This window comes from Dickeya dadantii NCPPB 898, assembly GCF_000406145.1.
Lineage (GTDB): Bacteria > Pseudomonadota > Gammaproteobacteria > Enterobacterales > Enterobacteriaceae > Dickeya > Dickeya dadantii.
In genome coordinates this window covers 2711337-2731392 of the sequence record NZ_CM001976.1, presented here as the reverse complement: position 1 = coordinate 2731392, position 20056 = coordinate 2711337, and the positions used below count along the sequence as shown (strand labels likewise).

The 20056-nt window shown below is 56.0% G+C and carries 21 protein-coding genes and 1 pseudogene; 6 read left to right on the top strand and 16 right to left on the bottom strand.

Annotated features, from left to right (window positions below; genetic code table 11):
* Positions 1-42: 42 nt before the first annotated feature.
* Positions 43-1317: a chloride channel protein gene (locus DDA898_RS12480; RefSeq protein WP_038911340.1), complete on the bottom strand. Its 1275-nt coding sequence runs from the start codon at positions 1315-1317 to the stop codon at positions 43-45.
* Between the two features lie 133 nt (positions 1318-1450).
* On the opposite strand from DDA898_RS12480, the gene DDA898_RS12475 reads away from it, so the two are divergent.
* Both DDA898_RS12475 and DDA898_RS12470 read left to right on the top strand, forming a co-directional pair.
* Positions 1451-2137, top strand: a complete 687-nt coding sequence (locus tag DDA898_RS12475; protein WP_038911339.1) for a metallophosphoesterase — start codon at positions 1451-1453, stop codon at positions 2135-2137.
* A 382-nt stretch (positions 2138-2519) separates the two neighbouring features.
* Positions 2520-2789: a hypothetical protein gene (locus tag DDA898_RS12470; RefSeq protein ID WP_050570327.1), complete on the top strand. Its 270-nt coding sequence runs from the start codon at positions 2520-2522 to the stop codon at positions 2787-2789.
* A gap of 67 nt (positions 2790-2856) precedes the next feature.
* Here DDA898_RS12470 and DDA898_RS12465 read toward each other — a convergent pair whose 3' ends face one another.
* Positions 2857-4401: a methyl-accepting chemotaxis protein gene (locus DDA898_RS12465; RefSeq protein ID WP_038911338.1), complete on the bottom strand. Its 1545-nt coding sequence runs from the start codon at positions 4399-4401 to the stop codon at positions 2857-2859.
* Positions 4402-5118: 717 nt separating this feature from the next.
* Between DDA898_RS12465 and DDA898_RS23695 the strand changes: the two genes are divergently transcribed.
* The gene (locus tag DDA898_RS23695) at positions 5119-5403 is read left to right on the top strand and encodes a hypothetical protein (protein ID WP_038911337.1); all 285 of its coding nucleotides are present in this window, start codon (positions 5119-5121) and stop codon (positions 5401-5403) included.
* Positions 5404-5412: 9 nt separating this feature from the next.
* Here the strand turns inward: DDA898_RS23695 and DDA898_RS12455 are convergent, their stop codons facing one another.
* The 14 genes from DDA898_RS12455 to DDA898_RS12395 form a co-directional block, all read right to left on the bottom strand.
* A complete protein-coding gene (locus DDA898_RS12455; protein ID WP_038911336.1) occupies positions 5413-7098 on the bottom strand; it encodes a methyl-accepting chemotaxis protein in 1686 nt (561 codons plus the stop codon).
* A 250-nt stretch (positions 7099-7348) separates the two neighbouring features.
* Positions 7349-9163, bottom strand: coding sequence for a diguanylate cyclase domain-containing protein (locus tag DDA898_RS12450; protein ID WP_038901395.1), 1815 nt, complete (start codon positions 9161-9163; stop codon positions 7349-7351).
* A gap of 312 nt (positions 9164-9475) precedes the next feature.
* Positions 9476-10792, bottom strand: coding sequence for a guanine deaminase (guaD, locus tag DDA898_RS12445; protein WP_038911335.1), 1317 nt, complete (start codon positions 10790-10792; stop codon positions 9476-9478).
* Between the two features lie 397 nt (positions 10793-11189).
* On the bottom strand, positions 11190-11381 hold the full coding sequence (locus tag DDA898_RS12440) for an ogr/Delta-like zinc finger family protein (RefSeq protein ID WP_012769529.1): 192 nt from the start codon (positions 11379-11381) through the stop codon (positions 11190-11192).
* A 96-nt stretch (positions 11382-11477) separates the two neighbouring features.
* Positions 11478-12656 carry a contractile injection system protein, VgrG/Pvc8 family gene (locus DDA898_RS12435; RefSeq protein ID WP_038911334.1) on the bottom strand — a complete coding sequence of 393 codons (1179 nt, stop codon included), beginning with the start codon at positions 12654-12656 and terminating at the stop codon, positions 11478-11480.
* The gene (locus DDA898_RS12430) at positions 12653-13147 is read right to left on the bottom strand and encodes a phage tail protein (RefSeq protein WP_013318228.1); all 495 of its coding nucleotides are present in this window, start codon (positions 13145-13147) and stop codon (positions 12653-12655) included. Before DDA898_RS12430 ends, DDA898_RS12435 begins: the two co-directional genes overlap by 4 nt.
* An 11-nt stretch (positions 13148-13158) precedes the next feature.
* Positions 13159-14253, bottom strand: a complete 1095-nt coding sequence (locus DDA898_RS12425; protein WP_236616660.1) for a hypothetical protein — start codon at positions 14251-14253, stop codon at positions 13159-13161.
* Positions 14254-14263: 10 nt separating this feature from the next.
* The gene (locus tag DDA898_RS22365) at positions 14264-14383 is read right to left on the bottom strand and encodes a GpE family phage tail protein (RefSeq protein WP_013318226.1); all 120 of its coding nucleotides are present in this window, start codon (positions 14381-14383) and stop codon (positions 14264-14266) included.
* A 32-nt stretch (positions 14384-14415) separates the two neighbouring features.
* Positions 14416-14706, bottom strand: a complete 291-nt coding sequence (locus DDA898_RS12420) for a phage tail assembly protein (protein ID WP_038901392.1) — start codon at positions 14704-14706, stop codon at positions 14416-14418.
* 60 nt (positions 14707-14766) lie between these two features.
* On the bottom strand, positions 14767-15285 hold the full coding sequence (locus tag DDA898_RS12415) for a phage major tail tube protein (protein WP_013318224.1): 519 nt from the start codon (positions 15283-15285) through the stop codon (positions 14767-14769).
* 14 nt (positions 15286-15299) lie between these two features.
* Positions 15300-16469: a phage tail sheath protein gene (locus tag DDA898_RS12410; protein ID WP_038911332.1), complete on the bottom strand. Its 1170-nt coding sequence runs from the start codon at positions 16467-16469 to the stop codon at positions 15300-15302.
* Positions 16470-16692: 223 nt separating this feature from the next.
* Entirely contained in the window at positions 16693-17304 is a 612-nt protein-coding gene (locus DDA898_RS12405) for a tail fiber assembly protein (RefSeq protein WP_038912561.1), read from the bottom strand.
* A gap of 2 nt (positions 17305-17306) precedes the next feature.
* Positions 17307-17999 (bottom strand): phage tail protein, encoded by a 693-nt coding sequence (locus tag DDA898_RS12400; RefSeq protein ID WP_038911331.1) that lies wholly within the window; start codon positions 17997-17999, stop codon positions 17307-17309.
* Positions 18000-18170: 171 nt separating this feature from the next.
* Positions 18171-18740 (bottom strand): recombinase family protein, encoded by a 570-nt coding sequence (locus DDA898_RS12395; protein WP_013318220.1) that lies wholly within the window; start codon positions 18738-18740, stop codon positions 18171-18173.
* A gap of 36 nt (positions 18741-18776) precedes the next feature.
* On the opposite strand from DDA898_RS12395, the pseudogene DDA898_RS23995 reads away from it, so the two are divergent.
* From DDA898_RS23995 to smrA, 3 genes and pseudogenes are all read left to right on the top strand, one after another.
* Positions 18777-19035 (top strand): annotated as a pseudogene (locus DDA898_RS23995) (phage tail protein); the annotation flags it as partial.
* Positions 19029-19250 carry a hypothetical protein gene (locus tag DDA898_RS23840; protein WP_321163814.1) on the top strand — a complete coding sequence of 74 codons (222 nt, stop codon included), beginning with the start codon at positions 19029-19031 and terminating at the stop codon, positions 19248-19250. The pseudogene DDA898_RS23995 and the gene DDA898_RS23840, both read left to right, overlap by 7 nt.
* 198 nt (positions 19251-19448) lie before the next feature.
* Positions 19449-20015 (top strand): DNA endonuclease SmrA, encoded by a 567-nt coding sequence (smrA, locus tag DDA898_RS12390; protein ID WP_038912560.1) that lies wholly within the window; start codon positions 19449-19451, stop codon positions 20013-20015.
* Positions 20016-20056 lie beyond the last annotated feature (41 nt).

Genomic DNA, 20056 nt, shown 5'->3' with positions numbered 1-20056 from the left:
TAACCCGTCGCCCACGGAGACAAGGAAAGCGGATGATGGCCGTCAGGACGGCGAGGTCATTTTTTCAATCAACATGCTGGTGCTGATCGCGCCGGCGATGCACAGCGCCATCGGTACGAAGAAGTCGTTGTTGATACGAGTAAATTCCATGATCAACACCAGACTGGTGACCGGCATTCTCATCGAGGTCGCCAGAAAGGCGGCCGCGCCAATCACCGCGTAGGCCCCTGGCTGATTGTGCGGGAAGAACCATGACCAGACGCCGCCCAACGCCACCGCCAGCAGCGCGCCGTTGGCCAGACCGGGCGTCAGCAGGCCGCCCTGTGCGCCCGCACGCAAACTGCTCCATTGCACCAGCACCTTGCAGCCCAGCAGCAGTAATGCCAGCAACACCGGCAACTGACTGGTGAAACTCAGTTCTGCCGGGCCTTTGCCGTTGCCCGCCAACTGCGGCAGGATGATCACCAGCAATCCCAGCAGGGTGAAGTTGAGCAGGTTGGTGATGATAAGGCGGGCGTTCTGCGGCGAATGTTGCCGCGCGTGTCGGGTGAGGCGAACGAACAGCCAGGCGGCCACCCCGAATATCGGCCCGGTGAGCAGCGCCCAGAGGGTTAAATCGCCGGATACGCTGAGCGGCAGATTGAGATGATACTGGTATTCGTCGCCCAGGCCGGCGCGCGCTACCAGCGCCGCCAGCGAGCAAGTCAACAGCGCCGCCAGACTGGTTTTTACCTGAACGCGCGCCAGCAAGACCTCGACCACAAACAGCGCGCCGCCCAGCGGCACGTTATATACCGCCGCCAGGCCGCCGCCGGCGCCGCAGGCGATCAGTAAACGGGTATCCTCCGGGGTCATGCGCAGCGCGCGACTGAGGTGATTAGCGGCCAGCGCCCCCAGTTCCCGCGGCGCCACTTCCCGCCCCAGCGGCGAACCCAGCGCTACGGTAATAATTTGCAGCAGCGCGTGAATAATGGTTTCTTTTACCGGCATATCGTTTACCGGTGAAGCCGGTTTTTCCGCCTGCAACGCCGAGGAGATACTCACCAGTCGGCGACCGTAGCGGTATAGCGCGTACCAGCCCAGACCAGCCACTACACCGCTGATTAGCAACGCCATAAAGCGCCGGGCAGGTTCCGCCGCCGAAACGCCCTGCAAAAAACTTTCTTCGCTGATGATATGGTCCAGACTGTAACCATAGGCCAGATGCTGAATGGCATGAAGCAACAGCGCCAGCAGCATACCGCCGATGCCGGCCAGCAAGCCGGTTAACGCTAGCGCGATGACAAAACGAATACGTTGGGAAATGATTTCGGACATACATGCTCACATCTGGTCTGGAAAATGGCGTTACCGCACATTTATTTATTAGCAGATTTATTGTCGCATATTGTACCGACTGTACCTCAACGGTGAGTCTCCGGGCGACAATGCGGCGGCAGAGGGCAGCATCATGACGAGCGAGCGACAACCGTCAGCCTATCAACGCATTACCGGCGCCGACTGGCATCATATCTTTGTAGTGGGCGATATACACGGTTGTTACCGGCAACTGATGACGGCGTTGGATCACGTCGGGTTTGATACCGGGTGCGACCTGCTGGTGTCGGTGGGCGACCTGATCGATCGCGGGCCGCAGAATCTCGCCTGCCTTGATTTGCTGCAACAGCGCTGGTTTCGCTCGGTACGCGGCAATCACGAGCAGATGGCGCTGGACGCGCTGAACGATAGCGAGCGGATTCCTCTGTGGCGAGCCAACGGCGGCGACTGGTTCTTCCAACTGGATGACGAGCGTCAGGCGCTGGCCCGTCGGCTACTGGCGCTGGCGGCGCAGTTGCCGTATGTCATCGAGATTGAGACTGCCGGTCGGCGCACGGTGGTGGCACATGCGGATTATCCGGCGGATTGCTATCAGTTTGACCAGCCGCTGCCCTGGACGCAGGTGCTATGGAACCGGCAGCGGGTCAGCCAGGCGATGGCAGGCGTCGGCGGGCCGATTGCCGGCGCAGACCGTTTTCTGTTCGGGCATACGCCGTTACGACAGGCTCTGACCTGCTGGAATCTGCAGTATATCGATACCGGCGCCGTGTTCGGCGGCGAACTGACGTTACGCTGTATTCAGGGCGGCGGTAGTGAATAACCGCGAAGAATAAAATGGAGGAAAAGTGACGACGGAGGAAGAGTAAAGACGGATGTCAGGAAAAATAAACCAACCGGACACTTTATCCCCGGCGTATTAAATAAATCGGTCTATTATTACTACTTCGAATTTTCAATTCGAATCGATACAAACGTAATAGATAAAAACGTAATAGACAAAAACCGTTGTATACCCGTCATACTTCACGTTGCTGGTGCGCCGGCCCAGTCGCGGGCCTTGTCCCTGAAGGGCCGGCGCGTGGTGCTGTTCAAAATGCGAGCGTTTTATCCTGCAACCTGAATGAGTGGGGGGATCGACATTTTTCCGGGCGAGGATAAGCGAGGATAGCATCGTGAAAAAATATCTTTTCCAATTATTCTGCATGTCATGTGTTTTATTCGCCGCTACGGCGGACGCGAAAAATACCCGTTTGAGCGATAATCAGATCAGGCAACTCATTATTGAAGAATCCATTGCCGGCTATTCGGGGAATTGCGCCTGTCCGTACAGCTCGGCCAGAAACGGTAGCCGTTGCGGCGGACGCAGCGCCTGGAGCCGTAAAGGGGGCGCGGCGCCAGTCTGTTATAAAGAAGAGGTCACCAAAGAGAGGGTGGCGCGCTGGCGTGAAGCAAACGGCGAGCGCGCGCAGTAACGTATGGCAGTGCAATCGCGTCGCGCCCCGAGGTCGTCATCAGGGCGCGTTATTGGTTGGAGCGGGGTTATCGGAATACGTGCAAGGCCTGTTCCAGCCGATGCGCCTGCTGTTTTAGCTGGTCTGATGCCTGCGCGCAGGCGTTCACCTGCGAGGCATTTTTCTGGGTAATTTGTTCCAACTCTTCCACCGCCCGGCCGATTTCAGACAGCCCGACCGTTTGCTCCTTGGTTGAATCGGCGATATGTGAAATCAACTGGCTGACGCTGTTTACCCTTGTCACGATGTTCTGTGTACTGTCGCCGGCGTCTCTGACGTGGGTGGAGCCGTAACGAACCTGCTCCACGCTGGACTCGATCAGCTGTTTGATCTCATTGGCGGCGCTGGCGCTGCGTTGCGCCAGATTACGCACTTCACCGGCCACGACGGCAAACCCTTTACCTTGTTCACCGGCACGCGCCGCTTCCACCGCCGCGTTCAGGGCCAGGATGTTGGTCTGAAACGCGATGTTATCGATGATGGAGGTGATACCGGCGATTTTTTCCGAACTGGCGACAATGCTGTCCATGGTTTTTTCCATTTCACCGATCACCCGACCGCCGCTGATGGCGGCATCGCAGGCGGTCGCGGCCTGCTGACTGGCTTCGCTGGTGGTGGTGGTGTTGGTCTGCACGGTGGTGTTGATCTCGTTCATGGCGGCGGCGGTCTGCTGCACATTGGCGGCGGTACGTTCGGCGTGATCGCTCATGTCTTCACTGCCGTGGGCCAGCTCGTCGCTGGCGGAGCGGATGTTCAACACCTGCGTGCTGATGTCGTCCACCAGCCAGCGAAACATCAGACCCAGTTGCCCGATGGCGCGTTGAATTGTGCCGATCTCATCGGCGCGATTTTCATAATCAATGGTGTTGGCGTTGCCGGTAGCGATATTCAGCGCCTGTTGTTTAACCATTTCGATCGGTTTGATCAACTGCCATTCAAGTAAGCCATCCAGCAGCAGCATCATGCCGGTTATAAATGCGCTGGAAATATAAAAGTCAGAGTCAAAATCGCCATGAATCGTCCAGAACACGACGTAACTGATCAGCGCCGCCAGCATGATCAGCCCGCGTAGCCGCCAGCGCATGGAGATCAATTTCAGGCGCGAAAACAGCCCGGTCAGGCCGGCGCGAAACAGCACCCCTCTGTGCAGCTTCAGGTTGTTACCTTCGTTGCGCATCGTCTGATACAACTTTTCCGCCGCGTCCACCTCCTGACGTGAAGGTTGGGTGCGCACGGACATATAACCGGTTGTGCGGCCCTGACGCACAATCGGCACCGCATTGGCCCGCACCCAGTAGTGATCGCCGTTCTTACGCCGGTTCTTGACTAACGCGGTCCAGGGTTCCTGATGTTTCAGTGTTTGCCACATGTCGCGGAAAGCCTCGACCGGCATATCCGGGTGGCGTACAAAATTATGTGGTTGACCGTCGATTTCGTCAGGTTCGAAACCACTCACCTGAATAAAGGCATCGTTAGCATAAACAATATGGCTGTTCACGTCGGTAACCGACATGAGTGTGGCATCCCTATCGAAAACGTATTCCCGCTGTGTGACTGGCTGATTGTTGCGCATTTCAGGTCCTCTTGAGGATTATTTTTACTCTGGACTTCAAGGTATGTCGCATTGAAAAGGCATAACGGATTATTGGCTGATAACTATTTTCTCGATAAAGACGTGAGCGAAAAGACAACGTGTGTTTTTAATGAAAACCGTTTTTTTTACATGGCAGTTACCTCCCTGTTGTTTAAAAATAACCTCACATAACAATGTATTATGTTTTGTTTCTCAATATGTCGGCAACTTTACGTTAAAAGACTGGCGATATATACCCGCTATCCCGTGGTGAAAAATCAGCGGTCACGGTAGTTAACGTTCCTGCAACTTGATGATAACGGAGATATCCGGGCTATCTGATCCGATATCATTTTAAATTTAGCATTTGTCTGGGGAATTTCATTTACCGCAGAAAATAATGATGTGTTATCGCAATACGGCGATGAAAAATAAAATGGGGTAACGGCTATCGGCGGCATTTTGATAGCAAAGAAAGGAAAAACACCATCATTTCGGTCCGGCCTATGGCTTATTTAAGATAGGAAATAGGCGCCAGCGCCTGTGGTGCAATGGTATGACCGCCTACTGCGTCGTCATGAATAATTATGTGTCGTCATGAGTAATTAAAGGATATCGCGCCGGACGTGGCTCGCTGCGCCCTATATGGGAACGGCTTATAACCACTATGTGGTGTTGAAAAAATGTGGTGTTGAAAAAATATAGTGTTGAAAAAATGTGGTACTGAAAGACCGTGGTACTGAAAAACTGGATGCGTCTTACACCAAAACCTTTGCCGAGAAAGCACGTGTTGAAGGCAGCGGCGGTAACGACGGCCTGAACCGTGGGGGATATGATCATCTGGGCTACGGCACGTTGAGGTTTACACTGGTGCGGGAGATCGTCGTAAGCACGGCCCGTGCCACCGGTAAGATAACCGGCAGACGCGGGCCGTTTTTTATTCACATCCGTAGCCGTCAACAGGGAGCGGTCCATCCGAGGTCCACCATCCGCGGCGCATAACGATGGCGGTCAGAACGTTTCCCAATGGCTGGCGGCGTTGTAGGCGCCGGCGGTCGCCACGCTGCGGCTGGCGAGCAACGGCGGTGTTGCCGGCGTGATGGCGGCCGGTGTGGCTCTGCTGGTTGAAGGCGAGGCGGCGGTGTCCAGCCGGAACAGCGACACCGCGCGGTTTAAGTGATCGCTCTGTTCTTCCAGCGACGTCGCCGCGTTGGCGGATTGCTCCACCAGCACCGCGTTCTGCTGCGTCACCCGATCCATCTCGCTGACGGCCTGACTGACCTGATCGATGCCACGGCTCTGTTCTTCCGACGCGGAGGAAATTTCTCCCATGATGTCGGTGACGCGCGTAACGGCTTTCACCAAATCGCCCATGGTTTCCCCGGCGGACCCGACCAGGACCGACCCTTCGTGCACCCGGCTGACCGAGTCCTCGATCAATTCCTTGATTTCGCGGGCGGCGTCGGCGCTGCGCTGGGCCAGATTGCGAACCTCGCCGGCCACCACCGCAAAGCCGCGGCCCTGTTCGCCGGCGCGCGCCGCTTCCACCGCCGCGTTCAGCGCCAGGATATTGGTCTGGAAGGCGATGCTGTCGATAAGCCCGGTAATGTCGCTGATTTTCTGCGAACTGCCGCTGATTTGCCCCATAGTGCTGACCACGTTATCGACCACCTGCAACCCCTTGTGGGCAGTATCCGACGCGTCGCGTGCCAGTTGGGAGGCGTGACGGGCGTTGTCGGCGTTCTGTTTTACGGTGGCGGTCAGCTGTTCCATGCTGGCGGCGGTTTGCACCAGTGAGGCTGACTGTTGCTCGGTGCGGGAGGAGAGGTCGCTGTTGCCACCGGCGATTTCGCTGGCGCTGCGATAAATTTCATGCGCGCTTACCCGCACTTTATCCACGGTATCGGTCAGCGAGTGCTGCATGTGGCGAACGCTGTCCGCCAGCTGGCCGATTTCGTTTTTCGCCTGAATATGCAGGGATTGCGTCAGGTCGCCGGTGGAAATATGGTGCAAATGGGTAATGACACGATTTAACGGTTGCAACAGAACCCGACGAATATATACCCAGGCGCTGGTGGTGGCGAAAAACAGGATCAATACGCACACGGCGATCACGATAATACTGTAATGGTAATTCTGACCGCTGTCGCTGACCGCGCTGTCATTCAGCGCATCAGTCTGACGGAAATAGGCGTCGAAGGATTGCTGGAATGCGTCCTGCATTTTCTGGGTCGGCAGGGCCTGAATCGTTTTGACATCCTGCGTTTTTATCAGCTCGACGATGCGTTGCAGCACGCTGCGTAATGCCTGGTAATTGTCGTTAATATTTTTTGCCAGCGCGGCGTCCTGTACCGGCAGGGGCGGAATCTGGCTGTACGCGGCGAAATGTTTATCCGCTTCCGTCAGCGACTGGTTGGCGACGTCAATCAGATCGGCGGATTTTCCGGCGCTGGGAATATTATTGGTTTCCATGATCATCCGAGCGATGGCGCGGTTCATGGTATTGCGCGTCTGGATCAGCGCAATCCAGGACGCGTTCAGTTCCCCGCTTTGCTTGCGTAGCGTTTGCGCGACCACAAAGTTATTTCTGTCACTTTTCATGACGTCGAAGAAAAAACCATAACTGACCAGTTGTAGCACGCTTAAGGCCAGCAGTAATGAAAATAGCCCGGTGACAATTTTTATATTTTTGAACATGGCTTGCCCTCGATAAATGAATAATGACGTCGGTAAAAAAGCCATCGGCAATAAAAAGCGGGAACTTTAAGAAAAACGTGATTTTCATCACAGGAAATACTTATAGGATAATCGTCAGGCGGATTAACTTTTTGGTGGAAATAAACCGAATGATTCACCGGCAGAGATTATTTTTATAGTTTTTCGTTATTCTCATTCCGGCAAATCGGGTTGCTGTTTATGGCAACGTAAAAATAATGCTCCGGTCGGCTCAGGATGGGGAGGTATGGCGACGTTTGGCCTGATACATGGCGGTGTCCGCCTGGCGGATCAACTCGTTGGCGTTAAGCGGCGCGCCCTGAGGCAGAATCGCGCGTCCCACGCTGGCGGATAGCGTGATGGTCTGCTGGCGAATGGTGATCGGTTTTTCGAACTTCGCTTTCAATTTTTGGGTAATAGCGCGGATTTCATTAGCCAGATTGCGCTGCTCATGAATCACCATCAGGAATTCGTCGCCTGCCAGACGGCCGATAAAGTCGTAGGAGCGGGTATTCTGGCGCAGCAAACGGGCGAAGGTTTTGATGACCCGATCGCCAAAATCGTGCCCGAACTGGTCGTTATAGTGCTTGAAGTTGTTGATATCAAAAAACAGTAGCGCCAGCGCGCCGCGCCGCTTTTTCCCTGCCAGCCGATTCAGGTAGCTGATGACCGCCCGTCGGTTAGGCAGGCCGGTCAGATGATCGTGATTGGCCTCGAACGTTAACTGGTCGCGCAATACCGTGAGGTGGGTGATATCGGTGGAGAGAATATAGGTGCCCAGTTCCGGCGAGTCGGCGGGCACCAGTTCGGTATGAAAGGTGGTGAGCTGACCGTCGGGCATATCCAGCACGTGTTCAAACGATGCGGGGTGCCGTTTCTGGCGTGATTCTTCCAGCCGCGGCAGAAACAGCGCCAGCTCCTGCGGGCGTAAAATTTCGTGAATATCGCGCTGGTATAAGCTGTCATGCTCGAAGCCTATTAATTTTCGCAGGTGGCGATTGGCGAAAACCAGCACGTTGTTCGGATTGATGCAGGAGATCATCGCTGGAATATGGTCGGTGATGTCCTGAATAAACTGGTGACTCTGGCGCAGTTCGGCGGTGCGTTGTTCCACCCGGTGTTCCAGTTCCTGGCTCAGGTCGCGCAATGCCTGCTCGGACGCTTTCTGATCGCTGAGGTCGGTCAACGCCAGCAACAGGCCGAATTTGGCGCCATCCGGATTGTAGAGCACCGAAATGGAGACCTGCGCCCATAATTCGCTGCCGTCGGCGCGGATATAGCGGCGTTGCTGGGTGCTCTCCAGCAGATTATTGTCCATCAGCAGGTTGTGATCGCTGATGAGCTGGGGCATATCTTCCGGATGCACCACTTTGTCCACCGGCAGCGTCAGCAGCGTTTCCTCGTCGTAGCCGAGCATGTCGCAGAACGCGTGGTTGAATTTTAGCGGCCGTTTGTCCGGGGCTATCAGCGCCAGGCCGATGGCGGCGCGGGAGAAAATCTGCTGACTGATGTAATCCGAGTGATACAGCCTTTCCTGGGCGATGGCTTCGCGTGCCTGCATCTCTACTTTATGCAGTACGGTTTGTACGATAAACGCCAGATCGCTGAGTTGCTGCATGTCCTCATCGCTGAAGGCGCGCGGCTGATCGTGATACAGACACAGCGCGCCGAGCGGCGTGCCGAGCGAGGAACGCAACGGGTAGCCGGCGTGAAAACGAATCGGCTCATCGCCGGTGACCAGCGGATTTGTCGCGAAACGCGGGTCCTGCAGGGTATCAGGGATGACCAGCGGCGCGTTGACGCTGACCGTATGCACGCAGAAGGAAAACTCGATGGCCGGTTCCTGAAAGGGAAAGTTAGCTTTAGACAAAAACCATTGTCGTTCATTGTTCACCAGTGAGATCACCACGCTCTTTACCTGAAAAAAGGTGCGGGTGATGCGCGTCAGACGAGGGAGCTCTTCGGCGGGCTGCGTGTCAAAGATATTCAGCATGCGCGCGAGGATGTCTTGCTGTTCTTCGCTACAACGATGGCATGGGGAAGTCATGACGAAACCTTATGGTACCTGGTGATGATTGCCGCAAGCTCTGCAAGGGGCAGAGCTCAGCTGATGTCGCCATCCCGCCGTTGGCCTGAGCGCTTGTCCGATATTATTCAAGAACAGTTATCGGTAAGCGACATAGCACGGCGCGATTTTTTTGGGTGAAATGTGCTATGGATCACTTTCTGATGAAAATCCGGGGCGTTTTATCCTCGCCAGGGCTGACCTGAATGCAACGGCGTGCGTCCCGTAGCGGGCTCGTCAGCGGCCATGCGCGGCGATATAGCCTTACCGCGGTTGTGGGGCGAGGAAATCCTCTCATCGGCATTCTGGCGTTTGACGGGTATAAACGCATTCGCCATGAACATAAGTAGCGATAATGTTTCTATCGTCGCTTTGCATCATCAGGGCGAACAGCCGTTGGTCCAGCGAGGTGGATTGTTGCTGGCGCAATTGTTGCAGCGGGGTGGCGGCCCAGTCCAGCACCACGAAATCGGCTTCTTTGCCCGGCAGAAAATTACCCAGCCGGTCATCCAGCGATAGCGCGGCGGCGCTGCCCAGCGTGGCCTGATACAGCCCTTCGCGCGCCGAGAGTTTTTCCCCCTGCAACTGTTGCACTTTGTAGCCGTCGCTGAGGGTTTGCAGCAGCGACAGGCTGGTGCCGGCGCCGATGTCGGTGCCCATTCCGATGCGAATTCCCGCCGCTTTTAGCGGATGCAGCCGGAACAGGCCGCTGCCCAGAAACAGGTTGGAGCAGGGGCAAAACGCCACGGCGGACTGGCTTTGCGCCAGTGTGCGGACTTCGCCGGGCTGCAGGTGGATGGCATGGGCAAACACCGAACGGCGTCCGGTCAGGCCGTAGTGATGGTAAACATCAAGGTAATGCTGATGTTCAGGAAACAGCGATTTGACCCAGGCGATTTCGTCCGGGTTTTCGCAGAGATGGGTATGCAGATACACATCCGGATATTCCCGCAACAGTCGTCCCGCCAGCGCCAACTGCTCGGGGGTGGAGGTGGGTACAAAACGCGGCGTGACCGCATAGCGCAGCCGTCCGCGCCGGTGCCATTTTTCAATCAGCGCTTTGCTCTCGTCATAGCTTTGCTGCGCGGTGTCGCACAGATAGTCCGGCGCGTGGCGGTCCATCATCACCTTGCCGGCGATGAGGCACATATTTTTGGCTTCGGCGGCGCTGAACAGTGCGTCGACCGACTGCGGGTGCACGGTGGCGAACACCAGCGCGCTGGTGGTGCCGTGACGCAGCAGTTCCTGAATGAAAAACGCGGCCCGTTCACGGGCGTACTCCTCGTCGGCGAACTTGCGCTCGGTGGGAAAGGTGTAGGTATTCAGCCAGGACAGCAACTGCTCGCCGTAACTGGCAATCATTTCCGTCTGCGGAAAATGGGTGTGGGTGTCGATAAATCCCGGCATCAGCAACCGGCCACGATAGTCGATCACCTTCATGGCACGGCGTTCGGCCTCGGAGAGGCTGTCATACGGCACGGCATCCTGAATGCGTCCATCGCGCACCCGCAGCAGGCCGTCCTCAATAAAGCGAGTGGCCTGTGGGTCATGCAACGGGTCGGCGACAAAGTGCAACAGACTGGCGCGGTAAGCGCGGATGGTTTCCATCATCGGTGTTCTCCCTGCGGAGGAACAGGAAAACAGGGGTATTGCCCATTACTCGTTTCCTGAACCCGTGTTAATCAAAGCGGTATCAACGTCTGATTTTTGATGGTGAAGGGGGGAAGGGCACCATCGTCACGGCAGGATTCATCCCTTGCGGCGTTAACAACTCGTCAGATCGTCAGGCGGGTGTCGTCGCGGCAAGTGACTGAAAATCAGCAAAAGCTGTTCGATACTAAAAGCCGACGGCGGTCAGCGTCAATAATACGTTTTCCCGATGCACGGTTCACGAGAACGGTGAGAACACGTATTGTGTATTGCTGGCGGGGCATAAAAAACCCCGCCGGGCGGCGGGGAAAGACGGTCAGAAAAGTAAGGAAACACGGAGGGAGAGAGGAGTAGCGAATTACTTGCGTTCGCCGTCAACCGGCTCGGTTTTGCCCGGCACCATGATGGAGCGGGTGATGGCTTCCATGGTGACGAAGGTGTGACCGCAGTTCACGTTGGTGCACTGGTGGTAACGCTCCTTGGTGTTTTCAGACAGGTAGCGGCTGGAACGGGCATGAGCGGAATGACGGCACAGAGGACAATGCATCATGTTGAAATCACCTTATGTGTACGGGTTAGTGAAACATCTTACACATATGGTACTGCAATAAATTCGAATTTGCAAATTAATAGTTCGAAAAATGATTTATTGTGTGGCGGTTGCGCTGTCGATAACGCTGTAGCTGGTGTCGTAGTCGACATCCAACATCGACACTTCCAGTTCGATAGCGGTGATAAAACCGCTGCCCGCAATGGTGTGGGTCAGCCGCTTGATGGTCCACTGGCGTTCATCCATTACCTGCTTGAAGCCTTTAAGCCGCACCAGCGCGCCGGGCTTCAGGTTTTCCATGCCTTTTGCCAGCGTGAGTGAGAACGTCACCGTGCCGCGCTGGGTTTCACGCCATTTGCTCAACGCCGCCTGGGTCGCGTCGTCCCGGGTGGAATAGGTGGTTTGTAGCGTTTGCTGGCTTTCTTCTTCCCCAGCCAGATAGTTGTCCGTCGGCGGTGCGGATGACTGGGCGGGCGATTTGGCGTTGGGGTGCGTTGCTACGGTATTCGGTTGGCTCTGACGTTTGCGGCTGATCTTCACAGTATGTGTTTTTGCATCGCTGCTGTCATGCCAGTTGGCGGTGACGGACGTATTGGCGATGCGGTCGGCAATGGTAAAACTGTGCGAGTCGCCGTCGCTGCGCTCGATCAGGTAGGTCGAGACGTTTTTGCCGTCCGCGGCGGTGCCGGTACCGGCGACGAAAAGCCGCAGCGTATCGCTTTTGATCGCCACCGTACCGCTGTATCGTCTGGCCAGGCGGCAAAGAAACGACAAGTCGGATTCTTTAGACTGGTTTTCATGAACAATCGCGGTGTTGGCCAGCGAGTTCTCGATCGACGCCAGCAGGCTGTAGCGTTCCGCAATCGTCCGGGCGATGTCGCCCAGCGTGGTGGCATCGTATGAGCCATCACGCGGCGTGTTTAAATCGCCGCGAAAGTTCACGCTACGTGCGCTGAGGGTTATCCTGTCCGGCGCGCCGGAATGGCTGACCTGATCGACGATAAAGGTGCCTTTGTCGACCAGCGCCTTGCCTTTCCAGCCGATCCTGACGCTAATTTTTTCACCGCGCCTGGGCATCAGCACCTTGCCGTCGCTGTCATCGATATCCAGCGATAGCTGGTCGGATTCGAAGCCCATCACATCGTGTAGCGACAGTGAAATAAGCCGCTGGCTGAGATTGCGGGTCGTTTTGGCGTCGCCTGACGCCTCCGACAGCGTTACCTGATAATCCGGGGCGAGTTGATCGGCAATGCCGATGCGGTTATTCACTATCACGAGAATACTCCCCCGATGGCGGTTCTGGCGGATGAGATGGCCGGCGCGATCTGCTGGTTATACAGATCGGACGCCTGCTGGCTGAGGTCGCCGAACATTGCAATCAGCGATTCGTCAACGCGCGTCAGGTTCACCGAGAACTCAATGCGTTTGGCGCTGCCGTCGGAAAAGAATTCGGTGTTGGTATGTTGCAAACTTTCAATAACGTACATGCCGTAGATAGTGCCGCTGCCTTCGATCAGCGGCCAGGCACGCCCCATTCCCGCCATGAGCTCCAGCGCCGACAGCGAGAGTTTACTGAACTTACCGTTGACTTCCGGACACAGCACGCCATTAAGGCTGATGGATTCATTTCCCTGACCCAAAAACTGTTGTGCCGGGCGAAGACCAATACGGCCGTTGTTGGCCCAGCGGTAATTGACATTCCGACTGAGCGTACTGTAGGGCAGCGTTTGCAATTGAAAGACAAATAAACCAAGCGCAAGCATCATAATGGTTATCCTCACGAAATGAGATTAGAGGTCATGGAGTTGTAGGAGTACGTGCTGCTATTCGGGGTGTATTTTCGAAGTGCCTCGTCGATGTATTGTTTAATCACGTCGAGGTTGCTGTTCTCCGGCACGTTGATGGTGATGTTATTCACCACGCGCTGGTCAACATAACTTTGCTGTGATGTCGGTGCGAGGGCGTTGTAATGGCCGTTCATCATGTCAGACAGCGGATTTGACGGGTTTTCTGCACTGTTTTGACCGGTCAACGCTGACTGGCCGAGCAGTTGCATAGCCGGGCCTGAAATGGCTTGTAGCGCGTCAATTCCCCCGGTTGCGCCGTTGCCGTCGCCGCCGTCATCCAGGTCCGCATTACTTAATGCGGACAGCATCAAGCTGGTTTCTTCCACGCCGACGAACGATTCCTGCGCCGTTCCGGCCAGCGAGTTCAGTCCCTCCGCGCCCATTTGCGACGCGACGTCAGAACCTACGTTCGGCAGCAGGTTCGTCGGCAGGTTGAGGCGCTGTTGCGCCTGTAGCAACGATGCCACGTTGCCCGGCAGCGACGGTGCGGTGATCCCGGAAGCCCATTGCGCCGAAGGAACCAGCCCGGCGATACGCTGTTGCGCCTGCATGGCCGCCGTCGCGGACAGATAGATGCTGTTGACGCCGTCGCTTGCCTGAGCGATGAATGATTGCGTTGCGCCGGCGTCTGGGGACTGCCCGTTACGGGAGAGCGCTGCATTGTCCGCGGGTGAACGGTCATGCGCGGTTTTCAGGGCGGAAGAGGCCGGCGCCAGGATGGCGGTCAATGCGTCGAACCGTCTGGCGAGATTCCCCAGCGTTCCCAACTGCGCCGCGGCAGATTGTCTACCGCCTTTTTTTCCGCCGGTCGCGCTTTTTTTCGGTGAGCCGGCGGCGTTGAAAGCCGTCGCACCGTGAGCGATTTGACCGGCCTTACTCAAAAAATCCTGCAGTACACTGCTGATTTTATTCAGATAAACATTGTCCCCGAGCGGCGAGAAGATGCTGTTATCCCTGGCGTTTCCGCTTCGCCTGCCGGCGCCTGTCGTCGTCGCCCCATCCGGGGTGGTTGGTTGCTTAGGCACAGTTTTTTGCTTAGGCATAGTCTTGTCCACTTCGTTGTAGCGCCTTGGCGCGCCAGTTAATCAACTCGGCCAGGCTCATGGGGAAAAGTGCGGATGGCGGCCAGTGGAACACCACGGCGATATCCGCCATCAGGTCGTCAACCGTGAGGCTCGGCGGCAGCGTCAGCGTACCGAGCCCGGCGATAAAAAACCGATCACCTTGCCGGCGAATTCAAGCAGGTCAGGCAGTTCCAGTCCCGTGACGTCCGCTTCGGTCAGGGCAGGGTAGGTGATGCGCGGCAGCAATTTGATCAGCGCTTCCACATCGGCGCTCGCCAGCGCCGCCAGGCCGATGCCGCGCAGCGTGCCCGCAGTCGGCGTGAGCAGCGTGATGGTGTCAATCAGGGTTTCGCCGCGTTTGATCGGGGCATTCAGGATGATGACGTTGGGTTGTGTGGTTGTTTCAACCGTCATGATAAAAACTCCGGTGCTATCAATAAGAATGGCCAGCCGTAGCTGGCCATGAAGCGGTCGTTACAGACCGATATTGCGGCGGTGTTGTTCCAGACGGTCAACGCCGTTCACTTTCTCGATCATGTTGATGGTGTCGATTTCGATCATGTCGACGCCGTCAATGATCAGTTTGTAGTAAGTGCACTGGGTGGAGACACGCACGTCAGTCTCTTCGCCCTGCTTGGATTCGCCGCTGTCAATCGACTTGTGGCGGCCGCGCAGTACGATTTCGACGGCGGTGATGTCGCCGGTGTCGTCACGCTGGTAAGAGCCGGCGAAACGCAGCGGAACCGCATCGGCACCCGGCAGCGCGTACTGGCTCCAGAAGGCGCTGTCCGGCAGGCCGCCCATGTTCCATTCCATCACCAGCGCGTCGTTGTCCAGCCCGAAATCCACCGGCGCGGAGCCTTGCATGCCGCCGCCGCGGTAGTTTTCCAGTTTGCGGGTCAGTTTCGGCAGGGTGACGGAGTGCACCTGGCCCATGTAGCTCATACCGTCGTTGAACAGGTTGAGATATTTAAGTTTACGTGGCAGTGCCATGAGTCTGTCGCTCCTTAGCTGTTAACGGATGCGGCCAGGTTCACCAGATACTTGTCGGTGATACGCTGACGCAGCGTGAGGTTTTCCAGTGGCGGCACCGGGGTGTACTCGTAGTCGATGTACAGCTTGCCGGCCTTCAGCGTTTCCTTATCGTTGGCGCTTTCATCGAACCAGCAGTCGGCGTCGATGATGTAGCCGTTGGATTTCAGCTCGCGGAATTTGGCCTTGATACCCTCGATAATGTCGCGGATCAGGGTGGCGGTAACCGGTTTGTCGACGGCCCACATGTGCGCTTCAGCCATGGTATCGGCCAACACTTGCGCGGTGCGGGTGTAGTTTTCAAACAGGAACAGCGGATCGTCGGAACAGGTGCGGTTACCCCAGAAGCGGAAACCGTCCTTACGCACCAGCGTAGTCACGCCGGCTTCGTTCAGCAGGTCGGCGTCGCTGCCGATGGTCTGCAGGTCCCAGTACACGCTGGCGGAGATGCCGGTCACGCCGTTGACGCCGACGTTGGACAGGGTTTTGTGCCAGCCGGTTTCTTGGTCGATCTTGGCGCGCAGGCCCAGCGCACGCGCGGTGGCGTAGGCGGTGGCGCTGGCGTTGGTGGCGGTGTGCCAGGCGATAAAGTCCGGCCAGATCACCATCAGTTCGCGCTGGCTGAAGTTGCCGCGGTATTTGATGGCGTCGGACAGAGTCTTACAGCCATAAGCGCTCACGTAACCGAAGGCGCGCAGCGACTGACAGATGGCGGCCAGCGCGGTGGCGACAGGCTGGGAATCCAGCCCCGGAACGCCGAGGATACGCGGCTTCACGCCAGTAACGGCCTGGGCGTCCAGCAGGGCTTTCATACCGGTGTATTTGCCGTTGGCATCGGCACCGCCGATGATGTTGGACACCGTTTCAGCCTCGTTGGCGCCTTCGGCTACACGAACGACTACCGTTACCGGTTTGGTTTGGTCGCCGATGGCCTGCAACGCGGCAGCCAGGGTACCGGTTTTACCGGCTTTGCCTGCGGCGGTCAGTACATCGGTAATCAGTACCGGTGTATTCAGCGGGAAAGTGGCGGCGTCAGCGTCCGGTCCGGTACAGACCATACCGACGATCGCGGTTGATACAGTTGAAATGACGCGGGTACCGTCGTTGATTTCGACGACCTGCGTACCGTGATGAAAATCACTCATCAAGAATGTCTCCTGTTGTGGGGTGCGAGTAATAGTGCCTTGTCGGAAAACAGAAGGCATCCGAATGGAGTTGGGTATGGGATGGCACAACAGGAGAACGCGGATAGTGTTTTTATAATGATTAAAAACAATTAGTTAATTGAAATAAAAAACAGATGCCGTTGGGTGGCAACGGCATCTGTAGAGGTTTGGCGCATCAGTTCACGCCACCGGGAACGGCGAATCAGGCAGGCATGGTCGGCCAGTCGATAGCGGGCGCAGACGACACGTCCAACCGGCTTAACTGCACCATATAGGTTTTCCAGTTCTTCAGCGCCTGGGTTTCCTGCTCAGTCGCCATCTCCAGTTCCACCGCGTATTGCAGCACGGCAAGGCGCTTTTCCGCCTGGGCGAGATAGCTGGCCATCTGCTGTTGCGCCGCGCTGACCTGTGCGGCCTGCTGCGTTTTGGCATCCGTCACCCAGCCGTCGTTTTGCCAGACATCGTAGGCGGTAGCCGGCGGCAACAGCGTCAGGGTTTCGGGCAGATCGCCGGGCTGGGTAATGATGCTGGCCTGCCGGGTCTGCTTATCATAGGTGGTTTGGCCGCGATAATCGGCAACGCTGTCCCAGCCGGACGCATCGCTACGTCGCAGAATAGCCTGCTGCGGCTGCGTTTGCGGCGGGGCATCGAGAAAGCTGTGTGCCGGAATGCCGATGCCTTCCATCAGATATTCCCGGGTACTACCGATATATTCCCGTGACTGGGGGTCGATATGGTAAACCGTAATGTAGCCGGCGCTCAGGCTCAGCCCCTGTGCATTAAACTGAATATCAGTCTCGTTTTGCATTGCCATCATTAGCCTGCCTTGACGATATAGTTGAAGGCGACGTTGCGCGGGCGAACACTGATCCAGTTCGGTTTATTGCTGTTAAAGATAATATAGTTGGAGGTGGCGTAAACACCGTTATCGACGGCATTATTCTTGCCAATATCGGTGCCATTGGGCGCATAGGCTATTTCGTTAGGGGAAAACGTTGCCTTAACGCTGTCTGCATCGGAATATGCCATGCCAATATATACTTTGGTTTCATTGAGGTCGGAACCATTGTAATCGAGCATCGCCGTACGCAGATTGGTGGCGTGTTGTTTTGATAATAACTCGCGTCCGGTATCAATATTACCTTCATCATCCCAGCCACGAATAAACTCGCCGCGCAAATCCGGCAGCGTGCCGGCCGGGTATAATTTTGCCAGCTGCGGATATTTGGTGGCGTCAAACGCCTGCCCGTTGCATTTCAGCCAGCCTTCCGGCGCTTCCGCCAGTGGCCAGGGCTGCGGAATACCCACCAGATCTTTCAGGCTGCCGGCAGACGATGTGCCGGTAGATGCGGTGCCGTCAGTAGGGGAGGTTGATGTATTTTGCTGTTCGCCGCAGGCTTTATGGCAGCATTCGAGAGAAATGTTTTCAATATAAACATTATTATTTTTGTACAGGTTTTCTTTGCCAAAACCCAGTTCGAAAGCGTGAGGAATACCATGTTTTTTCATCTGTTTTTCTCAGCGTGAATGAAATAAGGATGCGTCATAACTTCTACGCGCCGATAGTATCGCCGGGAATGGCAGGCTATTCATTGTGAGGCGGTTGTATCATCAATGGCTGAGCAGTTATTTTTTAAAAATTGAAATGGAATAATGCAATGTGATGTATTTTTCCGCTTGTTATTCTATTTGTAGTTTCGGCAATGTTGCCGGGAAATATTTATAGATGGTTTTTTCCGATACGCCAATAATATTGGCGATTTGCCAGCGAGTCGCGCCATTGGTCAGCAGCGTTCTGGCGTGTTCGATGGCGTCTGGCGTCATGATGCGCCGACGACCGCCGATGCGGCCCGCTGCCCGGGCGGCCGCCAGCCCGGCGCGGGTGCGTTCGACGATCAGTTCTCGCTCCATCTCGGCCAATGCGCTCATCACATGGAAAAAGAAGCGGCCGGCCGGCGTTGAGGTATCAATCGCATCGGTCAGGCTGCGAAAGTGGATGCCACGCCCCTGCAGGTCCGACACCATGGTAATCAGGTCCCGCACGCTGCGGCCCAGCCGGTCCAGCTTCCATACGATCAAGGTGTCGCCGCGTTTGAGCTTGCGTAATGCCCGTTTCAGCCCCGGCCGTCTGGCGTTTTTACCGCTGGCCTGATCTTCAAAAATCAGTTCACAATTTGCGCCAACCAGCGCGTTTTTCTGCAATTCGGTATTTTGATCGCTGGTGGATACCCGGGCATAGCCAATAAGCATAACCTAACCTCCTGAAAAGGCTGATTGTATGTATCCTCAGGTCTTCTCGCAAACCTGGGTTTAAGCGACGTACTGAAAAGCGCCGACCTGGCCGGCATCCCGCTGCCCTGGCCGCAGGCGACGCCGCCGGCCGGCTGACTGAAATGCAACGGTCAGGCGTTCGACAAAAACGCCTTCCCCAAACTGGCGCTGGCGTACCCCGGCGGCGTCCTGCCGGATCTGCGCGGCGAATTTATTCGTGGCTGGGATGATGGGCGCGGGGCGGATGCGGGGCGAGCCTTAGGTTCAGTGCAAGCGGATGAACTCCGATCTCACAAACACCGTTTCATTAATGAATATGGCACACCGACAGAAGGGATCATTGCATTTAGCGATGAGAATAATGAAAAGATTGAGGTCACGCTCTCATCGGGAGCACGTGCGCATACATACATTTTTATGGAGAAAACGGGGGGAGTTGAAACCCGCCCGCGCAATATCGCCTTTAGCCATATCGTAATGGCTGCCTGAGGACGGGAGAACCTATCTGAAGTTGAGCCTGATGGGGCGCCAGATACCGGCGGCTTCCCGGATAAATCCGGAATATAACCGGTAAACTACCGCGCGGTGAGGAGACTCACCGCGTTTTTACACTGTGACCGGCAAGGTGATATTTCACCGTACTCCCGTTATAGTAGGCGGGTGGTTTGGATAAACGCGAGTGACATGATGAATCCTGATGAAAAAATGCTGTTTCTGGATGCCATGGACGATGTCAAACCGCTGAAGCCGTCCACTACCGTCGTTCATCTTAAGCCCGTCTCGGCGAAAACCGTCCTTCCCCACATCGATGAAACAGAGCCGGATAATTTTCTTATCACCGGTTTTCTCGATCTGTTTTCATGCGAAATTCCGCTGGAGTTCAGGCGGGAAGGTATTCAGCAAGGCGTGGTGGATAAACTGCGGCAGGGAAAGTATCCGCTGGATGCCAGCCTCAACCTACTCCGTCAGCCGGTTGATACCTGTCGGCAGCATTTGTTTGCGTTCATGTTGCAGGCTCAGAAGGATAACTTGCGTAATCTACTGATTATTCATGGCAAAAGTCGTCATGAAAAATCACACGCCAATGTCGTGCGCAATTACCTGTTCCGTTGGTTGCAGCAGTTTGACGCCGTGCAAGCCTTTTGTACCGCGCAACCGTTTCATGGCGGCGCCGGTGCCTGTTATGTGTCGCTTAAAAAATCCGACCAGGCTCGTCAGGATAATCGCGAGAGACACGCTAAACGCAGCCGTTGATCTTTCGCTCGCCAAAAGAAAACGCCCGGATAACCGGGCGT

Coding starts and splice junctions, on each gene's coding strand:
- DDA898_RS12430 (WP_013318228.1), bottom strand. CDS start 13,147: ATGATGCTTGCGCTTGGTTTATTTGTCTTTCAATTGCAAACGCTGCCC.
- DDA898_RS12410 (WP_038911332.1), bottom strand. CDS start 16,469: ATGAGTGATTTTCATCACGGTACGCAGGTCGTCGAAATCAACGACGGT.
- DDA898_RS12480 (WP_038911340.1), bottom strand. CDS start 1,317: ATGTCCGAAATCATTTCCCAACGTATTCGTTTTGTCATCGCGCTAGCG.
- DDA898_RS12395 (WP_013318220.1), bottom strand. CDS start 18,740: ATGCTTATTGGCTATGCCCGGGTATCCACCAGCGATCAAAATACCGAA.
- guaD (WP_038911335.1), bottom strand. CDS start 10,792: ATGATGGAAACCATCCGCGCTTACCGCGCCAGTCTGTTGCACTTTGTC.
- DDA898_RS12455 (WP_038911336.1), bottom strand. CDS start 7,098: ATGTTCAAAAATATAAAAATTGTCACCGGGCTATTTTCATTACTGCTG.
- DDA898_RS12400 (WP_038911331.1), bottom strand. CDS start 17,999: ATGAAAAAACATGGTATTCCTCACGCTTTCGAACTGGGTTTTGGCAAA.
- DDA898_RS12420 (WP_038901392.1), bottom strand. CDS start 14,706: ATGACGGTTGAAACAACCACACAACCCAACGTCATCATCCTGAATGCC.
- DDA898_RS12440 (WP_012769529.1), bottom strand. CDS start 11,381: ATGATGCATTGTCCTCTGTGCCGTCATTCCGCTCATGCCCGTTCCAGC.
- DDA898_RS12475 (WP_038911339.1), top strand. CDS start 1,451: ATGACGAGCGAGCGACAACCGTCAGCCTATCAACGCATTACCGGCGCC.
- DDA898_RS12450 (WP_038901395.1), bottom strand. CDS start 9,163: ATGACTTCCCCATGCCATCGTTGTAGCGAAGAACAGCAAGACATCCTC.
- smrA (WP_038912560.1), top strand. CDS start 19,449: ATGAATCCTGATGAAAAAATGCTGTTTCTGGATGCCATGGACGATGTC.
- DDA898_RS22365 (WP_013318226.1), bottom strand. CDS start 14,383: ATGGCGGATATCGCCGTGGTGTTCCACTGGCCGCCATCCGCACTTTTC.
- DDA898_RS12470 (WP_050570327.1), top strand. CDS start 2,520: ATGTCATGTGTTTTATTCGCCGCTACGGCGGACGCGAAAAATACCCGT.
- DDA898_RS12405 (WP_038912561.1), bottom strand. CDS start 17,304: ATGGCAATGCAAAACGAGACTGATATTCAGTTTAATGCACAGGGGCTG.
- DDA898_RS12465 (WP_038911338.1), bottom strand. CDS start 4,401: ATGCGCAACAATCAGCCAGTCACACAGCGGGAATACGTTTTCGATAGG.
- DDA898_RS12415 (WP_013318224.1), bottom strand. CDS start 15,285: ATGGCACTGCCACGTAAACTTAAATATCTCAACCTGTTCAACGACGGT.